At 76.6% G+C, this 6,772-nt stretch carries 8 protein-coding genes; 4 read left to right on the forward strand and 4 right to left on the reverse strand.

Annotated elements, in window-relative coordinates:
* Together GTR00_RS10930 and GTR00_RS10935 are read left to right on the forward strand one after the other, a co-directional pair.
* A partial coding sequence (locus GTR00_RS10930) for a LysM peptidoglycan-binding domain-containing protein (RefSeq protein WP_166611651.1) occupies nt 1-191 on the forward strand: 191 nt, incomplete at its 5' end.
* 74 nt (nt 192-265) lie between these two features.
* Complete coding sequence (locus tag GTR00_RS10935; RefSeq protein WP_205705539.1) at nt 266-808, forward strand: GNAT family N-acetyltransferase; 543 nt, start codon at nt 266-268, stop codon at nt 806-808.
* 49 nt (nt 809-857) lie between these two features.
* On the opposite strand, the gene GTR00_RS10940 is transcribed toward GTR00_RS10935, so the two are convergent.
* Nucleotides 858-2,048 (reverse strand): Gfo/Idh/MocA family protein, encoded by a 1,191-nt coding sequence (locus tag GTR00_RS10940; protein ID WP_166611652.1) that lies wholly within the window; start codon nt 2,046-2,048, stop codon nt 858-860.
* A 60-nt stretch (nt 2,049-2,108) separates the two neighbouring features.
* Nucleotides 2,109-2,714 (reverse strand): TrmH family RNA methyltransferase, encoded by a 606-nt coding sequence (locus tag GTR00_RS10945; RefSeq protein ID WP_323132397.1) that lies wholly within the window; start codon nt 2,712-2,714, stop codon nt 2,109-2,111.
* A gap of 84 nt (nt 2,715-2,798) precedes the next feature.
* Here GTR00_RS10945 and GTR00_RS10950 point away from each other — a divergent pair, with 84 nt between their 5' ends.
* Together GTR00_RS10950 and GTR00_RS10955 are read left to right on the forward strand one after the other, a co-directional pair.
* A complete protein-coding gene (locus GTR00_RS10950) occupies nt 2,799-3,650 on the forward strand; it encodes a PhzF family phenazine biosynthesis protein (protein ID WP_166611654.1) in 852 nt (283 codons plus the stop codon).
* A 74-nt stretch (nt 3,651-3,724) separates the two neighbouring features.
* Complete coding sequence (locus tag GTR00_RS10955; RefSeq protein WP_166611655.1) at nt 3,725-4,537, forward strand: class II glutamine amidotransferase; 813 nt, start codon at nt 3,725-3,727, stop codon at nt 4,535-4,537.
* Between the two features lie 41 nt (nt 4,538-4,578).
* On the opposite strand, the gene GTR00_RS10960 is transcribed toward GTR00_RS10955, so the two are convergent.
* Entirely contained in the window at nt 4,579-5,790 is a 1,212-nt protein-coding gene (locus GTR00_RS10960; RefSeq protein ID WP_205705540.1) for an ABC transporter permease, read from the reverse strand.
* Nucleotides 5,787-6,671, reverse strand: coding sequence for an ABC transporter ATP-binding protein (locus GTR00_RS10965; protein WP_166611656.1), 885 nt, complete (start codon nt 6,669-6,671; stop codon nt 5,787-5,789). Before GTR00_RS10965 ends, GTR00_RS10960 begins: the two co-directional genes overlap by 4 nt.
* Nucleotides 6,672-6,772 lie beyond the last annotated feature (101 nt).

Below are 6,772 nucleotides of genomic sequence, written 5' to 3' on the forward strand. Positions count from 1 at the left end.
CCCCGGTCGTCCTGGCGGCGCCCGCCCCGGCGGCGCGCACCTACGTGGTGCGCCCCGGCGACACGCTGTACCGCATCGCCGTGAACAACGGCGTGGCCGGCGGCTACCTGAACCTCTGGAACGCCAACCGCGGCCTCATCGGCGACGACCCGGCGCGCATCGTCGTGGGCACGGTCCTCGTCCTGCCCTGAGCCCACCCGCACCCCTCCCGCGGCCCCGGCGCACCCCAGCGCCGGGGCCGCGGTGCGTGCGGCACGATCGGGGCGTGGGCGTCCCCGAGGACCTGACCGTCGTGCACACCGCCGACCTGGGCCGGCAGCGGCTGCACGAGCTGCGCGCCCTGCTCGACGCCGCCTTCGACGGGCAGGCCACCGACGAGGACCTGCGCCACGCCCTCGGCGGTCTGCACGTCCTGGCGCTGCGGGGCGGCCGGCTGGTCGGGCACGCCGCCCTCGTGCAGCGCCACCTGCTCGCCGGCGGGCGCCTCGTGCGCGCCGGCTACGTCGAGGCCGTGGCCGTGGACGCCGCGCACCGCCGCCGCGGCCTGGGCTCGGCGCTGGTGGGCGTCGTGGAGGACCTCGCCGCCCGCGCCCACGAGGCCGCCTTCCTCAGCGCCTCCGCCGACGGCGCGCGCCTGTACGCCGCGCGCGGCTGGCGCCCGTGGCGGGGCCCCTCGGGCGTGGTGACCCCCGAGGGGGTGCGGGACACCCCGGAGGACGACGGCGGCCTGCACGTGCACGACCCGGCCGGCGCGTGGGACGTCACCGGCCGGCTGCTGTGCGAGTGGCGCGAGGGCGACGTGTGGTGAGGCGCCGCCGGCCCGCCTGAGCCCGCCGCGCCGGCCGCGCGCGCCGGGCTCAGGCGGGGGCCTCGCCGTGGTCCGGGATCGGCAGGCGCTCCCCGCCGCGGCGCATCGACTCGTGCGCCACGATCCCCGGCAGGGTGAAGCGCGCCGCCACCCACGCGTCGACCGGCGGCACGGTGCCGTCGGTGACGGAGCGCACGAAGTCGTCCACCAGGAAGTGGTGCGCGCCCTCGTGCCCGTTCGGCGCGCCCGTCAGCTCCTTCGGCAGGCGGGCGCGGTCGTGCACGGGGGCGCAGCCGGAGACGAACGCCGCCCGCAGCGCCGGGGACACCCCCGCCAGCGAGGGGTCGTCCTCGTCCAGGCTGGGCCGGGCGCGCAGCAGGTCGGTGACGTCGGTGAAGCCCTCCTTGTCCTGCCACACGCTCTGGTTCACCGTCTGCTCGAAGCTGGCCTCGGTGCCGAAGAAGCGGAACCGCGACTCCTTCAGGTGCGAGGGGTAGCCGACGCGGCGGAACTCGTTGGTGCGCATCGAGCCGCCGCCGGCGAGCTCGAACAGGGCGGTGGCGTTGGAGACGTCGTTGCCGAACATGCTCACCGACGTCTCGAACACCCCGTCGCCGCGGGTGTCCGGCACCCCCAGGCAGCTGACGCTGACGGCGTGGGTGGGCAGCGCCCCCAGGACCCCGCCGACGGCGTGCGTGGGGTACAGCATGGGCGGGTAGCTGGCCGTGGCCCGCCAGTCCGGCCCGCCGGAGTAGCGGTAGGCGTCGTAGAAGCCCAGGTCCATGTCGTGGACGTAGTCGCCCTCGGCGTAGAAGACCCGCCCCAGGTCGGCCAGGCGCCGGCGCACGTACACGGTGGCGGGGTTGTAGTAGCTCGTCTCGCCCATCATGTAGACCAGCCCGGTGCGCCGGACGCGCTCGACGATCGCGGCGATCTCGTCCTCGGTGATCGCCATCGGCACCGCCGAGTACACGTGCTTGCCGGCGTCCAGGGCGGCGGCCACCAGCGGGCCGTGCGTCCAGCGCTGGGTGAACACCGCCACGGCGTCCAGGCCGGAGGCCAGCATCGAGCCCACGTCCTCGAACGTGCCGGCCAGGCCGTGCTGGTCCACGAGCGCGCGGGCCCGCTCGGGCAGCAGGTCGGTCACGTGCACCTCCCCCACCCCGGGGTGCAGGTGGAACAGCTTCGCGAAGGAGCCGGCGAACTGTCCCGCGCCGACGATGCCGAGGGAGAACGTCACCGCACGTTCCTACGGGCGCGGCGCCGGGCCGTCAACACCGCGGGACGGGTGCGCGGGCCCTCAGGGCCGCTGGCCGAACACGTGCCGGCGCACCCAGGCGTGCATCGCCACGGCCGCCGCCGCGCCGACGTTGATCGAGCGGGTGGAGCCGAACTGCGCGATCGCCAGGACCGCCGTGCAGCGCGCCACCGCCTCCTGCGTCAGGCCCGGGCCCTCCTGCCCGAAGAGCAGGACGCACCCGCGGGGCAGGTCGTACGTCTCCAGCGGCACCGAGCCGTCGACGTTGTCCACGCCCACCAGCGGCAGGCCTCGCTGCTCGGCCCACCCGGCCAGCGCGGCCACGTCGGCGTGGTGGTGCACGCTGAGGTACCGGTCGGTGACCATGGCGCCGCGCCGGTTCCAGCGCTTGTGGCCCACGACGTGGGCGCCGGCGGCGTTGACGGCGTTGGCGGTGCGCACCACCGAGCCGATGTTGGCGTCGTGCTGCCAGTTCTCCACGGCGACGTGCAGGGGGTTCCGGCGGGTGTCGAGGTCGGCGACGATGGCGGCGTTGGACCAGTACCGGTAGGCGTCGACGACGTTGCGGCGGTCGCCGTCGCGCAGCAGCTCGGGGTCGTAGCGGGGGTCGTCGGGCCACGGTCCGGGCCAGGGGCCCACGCCCACCACGCGCTCCGGCGCGCTTCCCCCTCCACCCTCCGGCACCGGGCCATCCTGGCAGTCCGCCCACGCCCGACGACGACAGGAGCGCCCGTGACCCGTCCCCGCCCGTTCGCGCAGGTCGACGTCTTCTCCGCCGAGCCCTACCGGGGCAACCCGGTGGCGGTGGTGCTGGACGGGCAGGACCTCGACGACCAGGACATGCAGCGGTTCGCGGCGTGGACGAACCTGTCGGAGACCACCTTCGTGCTGCCGGCTCGGGACCCGGGCGCGGACTACCGGCTGCGGATCTTCACCCCCGCCGGGGAGCTGCCCTTCGCCGGGCACCCCACGCTGGGCTCCGCGCACGCCTGGCTGGGGGCCGGCGGCACCCCCCGCGCGCCGGGCGCGGTGGTGCAGGAGTGCGGGGCGGGCCTGGTGCCGGTGCGCCTGGACGAGGAGGAGGGGGGCACCTGGCTGAGCTTCCGGGCCCCGGACCTGGTGCGCAGCGGGCCGCTGGAGGAGGAGCTGGTGCAGCGCCTGGCCGGCGCGGTGGGCCTGCGGCGCGAGGACGTGCTGGACCACCAGTGGGTGGACAACGGCCCCGGCTGGGCGGCGCTGCGGCTGGCCTCGGCGCAGGCGGTGCTGGACGCCGAGGTGGACGCGCGCGCCCTGGGCGGGGTGCCGCTGGGGCTGGTGGGCCCGCACCCGCGGGGCGCGCCGCACCGGGTGGAGGTGCGCGCGTTCGTGCCCGACCTCGGGGTGCCGGAGGACCCGGTGACCGGCAGCCTCAACGCGGGCCTGGCGCAGTGGCTGACGAGCACCGGGGTGCTGCCGCCGGACTACACCGCCGCCCAGGGCGCCCGGGTGGGCCGCGCCGGGGTGGTGCGGGTGCGCACCCTGCGCGGGAGGGTGTGGGTGGGTGGGCGCAGCACCACCTGTGTCGGGGGTGAGGTGCACCTTTGACACCGGCGGGCGGTTCAGCCGCCCCGCCCGGGCGCCGATGCTCCTCACCAGCCCGTCCGTCCCAGGAGGTCCCCGTGTGCCGGCTCCTCGCCCTCGCCGCCCCGCGGCCCACCACGCTGGCCGAGGTGCTCGGCCCCGAGCAGCTCGCCGCCTTCCGCGGCCTGTCGGGCCTGCACGCCGACGGCTGGGGCACCGCGTGGGTGGAGGGCGGCCAGGTGCGCCGCGTGCGCGACGCCCTGCCGGTGCAGCGCTCCCGGCACGGCTCGACGGCGCTGGGCGAGCGCGCGAGCACCGCGCGCCTGGTGCACCTGCGGCTGGCGACCTCGGGCATGACGGTGGGGCACGACAACAGCCACCCCTTCCTGCACGAGGGGGTGGCGTTCGCCCACAACGGCTCGGTGCCCTCGGTGCCGCTGCTGGAGTCGATGGTGGGCGCGCGGCACCTGGCGGGCGTGCGCGGCAGCACCGACAGCGAGCGGATCTTCGCGCTGGTGCGCCGGCACGCGGACGACGGCGCCGACCTGGCCACGGCCGCCGCGCTGGCCACGCGGCAGCTGCGCGAGGCGTTCCCCGCCGCCAGCCTGAACGCGGTGCTGCTCAGCGCGGACGAGCTCGTGGTGGTGCACGCCAGCGAGGCGGCGCCGGTGCCGATGGCCGACCTGCTGGCCGGCGGCCTGGCGCCGGCGGACCTGCCGCTGGACCACGCCGAGGCCTACTACCGGATGAGCTGGCTGCGCCGCCGGGACGGGGCGGTGGTGTTCACCTCCGCGGGCATCGACACCACGGGCTGGACGCCGCTGCCGCCGGCGTCGATCACGACGGTGCGGCTGGACACCCTGCAGGTGCGCACGCGCGACCTGGCCGCCGCGGCGGCCGCCGTCGCCTGACGGGCCGGTCCCGCGCGCTCGGCCTGGCGGCGCCCGGCCGCTCAGGCCGCGCGCCGCCAGGCCGAGCGCAGCGAGAGGCTGCGGCCGGTCTGCAGCAGCGAGTTCTCGTACAGCCGCCGGGCCACGGCGACGAACACGGCAGCGGTGGCGGCGATGACCGCCAGCGCCAGCAGCGGCTCGGCCCACCCCACGTCGCCCTGCAGCACCCGCTTGGGCATCACCATCGGCGAGGACAGCGGCACGTAGGACAGCACGCTCTGCAGGGTGCCGGGGTCGTTGGCGGCGAACGTGGCGAAGAACGGCAGCATGACGAGCATCTGCACCGGCGTCGCGGTGGACTGCAGGTCCTCCAGCCGGTTGGCCATCGCCCCCGCCGCCGCCCACAGGCACGACAGCATCGCGAACCCGACGACGAAGAAGACGACGAACCACACCGCCGCGCTGGGCACGCTCGGCAGGCCGCGCAGCAGCTCGGGGTCGGCCACGGCCAGGCCGCCCAGGCCCGCGGCCACCAGGACGACGATCTGCCCCAGGGCCAGCAGGCCGTTGCCGACGATCTTGCCGACGAGCAGCTGGCGCACCGGCACGGTGGTCACCAGCAGCTCCACCACGCGCGTCTGCTTCTCCTGCACGACGCTCTGCGCGATGGAGTACCCGAAGATGATCACGATCTGCAGGAAGAGGATGGAGAACGCCAGGCCCAGCAGCTGGGTGGTCAGCGGGTCCACGGCGTCCGGGGCGAGCAGCCGCTGCGCCGGCGGCGGCGGGGCCAGGGCGCGCTCGGCGGTCGCCGCGTCCAGGCCTGCGGCCCCCAGCAGCGCCAGGGACTCGGCGGCGAGCACGCGCGCGGTGAGCACCTGCGTCAGCCCGCCGGGCACGTTGCGGTCCCCGACGACCTCCACGGCGCCGCCGGCGGCGGGCAGCACGGCGGCGTCGACGTCGCCGGCGCGCACGGCGGACTCGGCGGCGGCCGCGTCCGCGACGGTGCGCACGGACACCTGCACGTCCCCGGCCTCGCCGGGCCGCTGCTCCAGCAGCGGCGCGGTGGCGCTCGTGGCGGCCACGTCGTAGCGGTCGGTGCCGCCGGAGAGCAGCCCCGGCAGGAACGCGGCGACCACCACGATGACCAGCAGCAGGACCGTGGAGAACACGAACCCCTTGTCGCGCAGGCGTTCCCTCACCTCCCGGTCGGCCACCAGCCACCACTGCCGCCGCACCGACCGGTCCACCGGCCCGTCCACCGACGCGCTCACCGCGACACCTCCGAGAACAGCTCCGACAGGGACGGCACGACCGGCGCGAAGGAGCGCACCGGTCCGCGGCGCAGCGCCTCGGCGAGCACGCGCTGGTCGGCGCCGGCGCTGAGCACCTCCAGCACGGCCCGCCCGGGGGCGGAGCCCACCACGCGCACGCCGGGCACCTCGCCGACCCACCCCAGCGGGCCGTCCGCGACGAGGGCGTACCGGGAGCCCGAGCGCGCCCGGCGCAGCTCCTCCGGCTCCCCGGCGGCCACGACGCGGCCGCCGGCGAGGATGACGAGCTCGTCGCACAGCCGGTCGACGAGGTCGAGCTGGTGGCTGGAGAACAGCACGCCGACGCCGGCGCGCACCCGCTCGCGCAGCAGCTCCGCCATCGCGTCGACGGCCAGGGGGTCCAGTCCGGAGAACGGCTCGTCGAGCACGAGCAGCTCGGGGTCGTGCACGAGGGCGGCGGCGACCTGCACGCGCTGCTGGTTGCCCAGCGAGAGGGACTCCAGCTTGTCCTGGACGCGCTCGCCCAGGCCGAGGCGCTCCAGCAGGTCCCGCGCGCGGGCGGTGGCGGTGGCGCGGCCCACGCCGTGCAGGCGGGCCAGGAACACCAGCTGCTCCAGCAGGCGGCCCTTGGGGTACAGGCCGCGCTCCTCGGGCATGTACCCGAAGCGGCGGCGCTGGGCGAGGTCGGGGACGCGCCCGCGGAAGGTCACGGTGCCGGCGTCGGGCGCCAGCACCCCGAGGGCGATGCGCATCGCGGTGGTCTTGCCGGCGCCGTTGGCGCCCACGAAACCCACCATGCGGCCGTCGGGCACGGCCAGGCTCACGGCGTCCAGCGCCGTGCGGTCGCCGAAGCGTCGGGTGACGGAGTCCAGGACGAGCACGTCCCGACGCTAGGGAGGTCGCGCGCGCGGGCGCGTCCCCCGTTCGGAGGGGTCCGGCTCAGCCGTGCGGACCCTCGCCCGGGGCGGGGTCCGCACGGCTG

Source organism: Kineococcus indalonis, assembly GCF_009906395.1.
In the GTDB taxonomy this organism is placed as follows: domain Bacteria; phylum Actinomycetota; class Actinomycetes; order Actinomycetales; family Kineococcaceae; genus Kineococcus; species Kineococcus indalonis.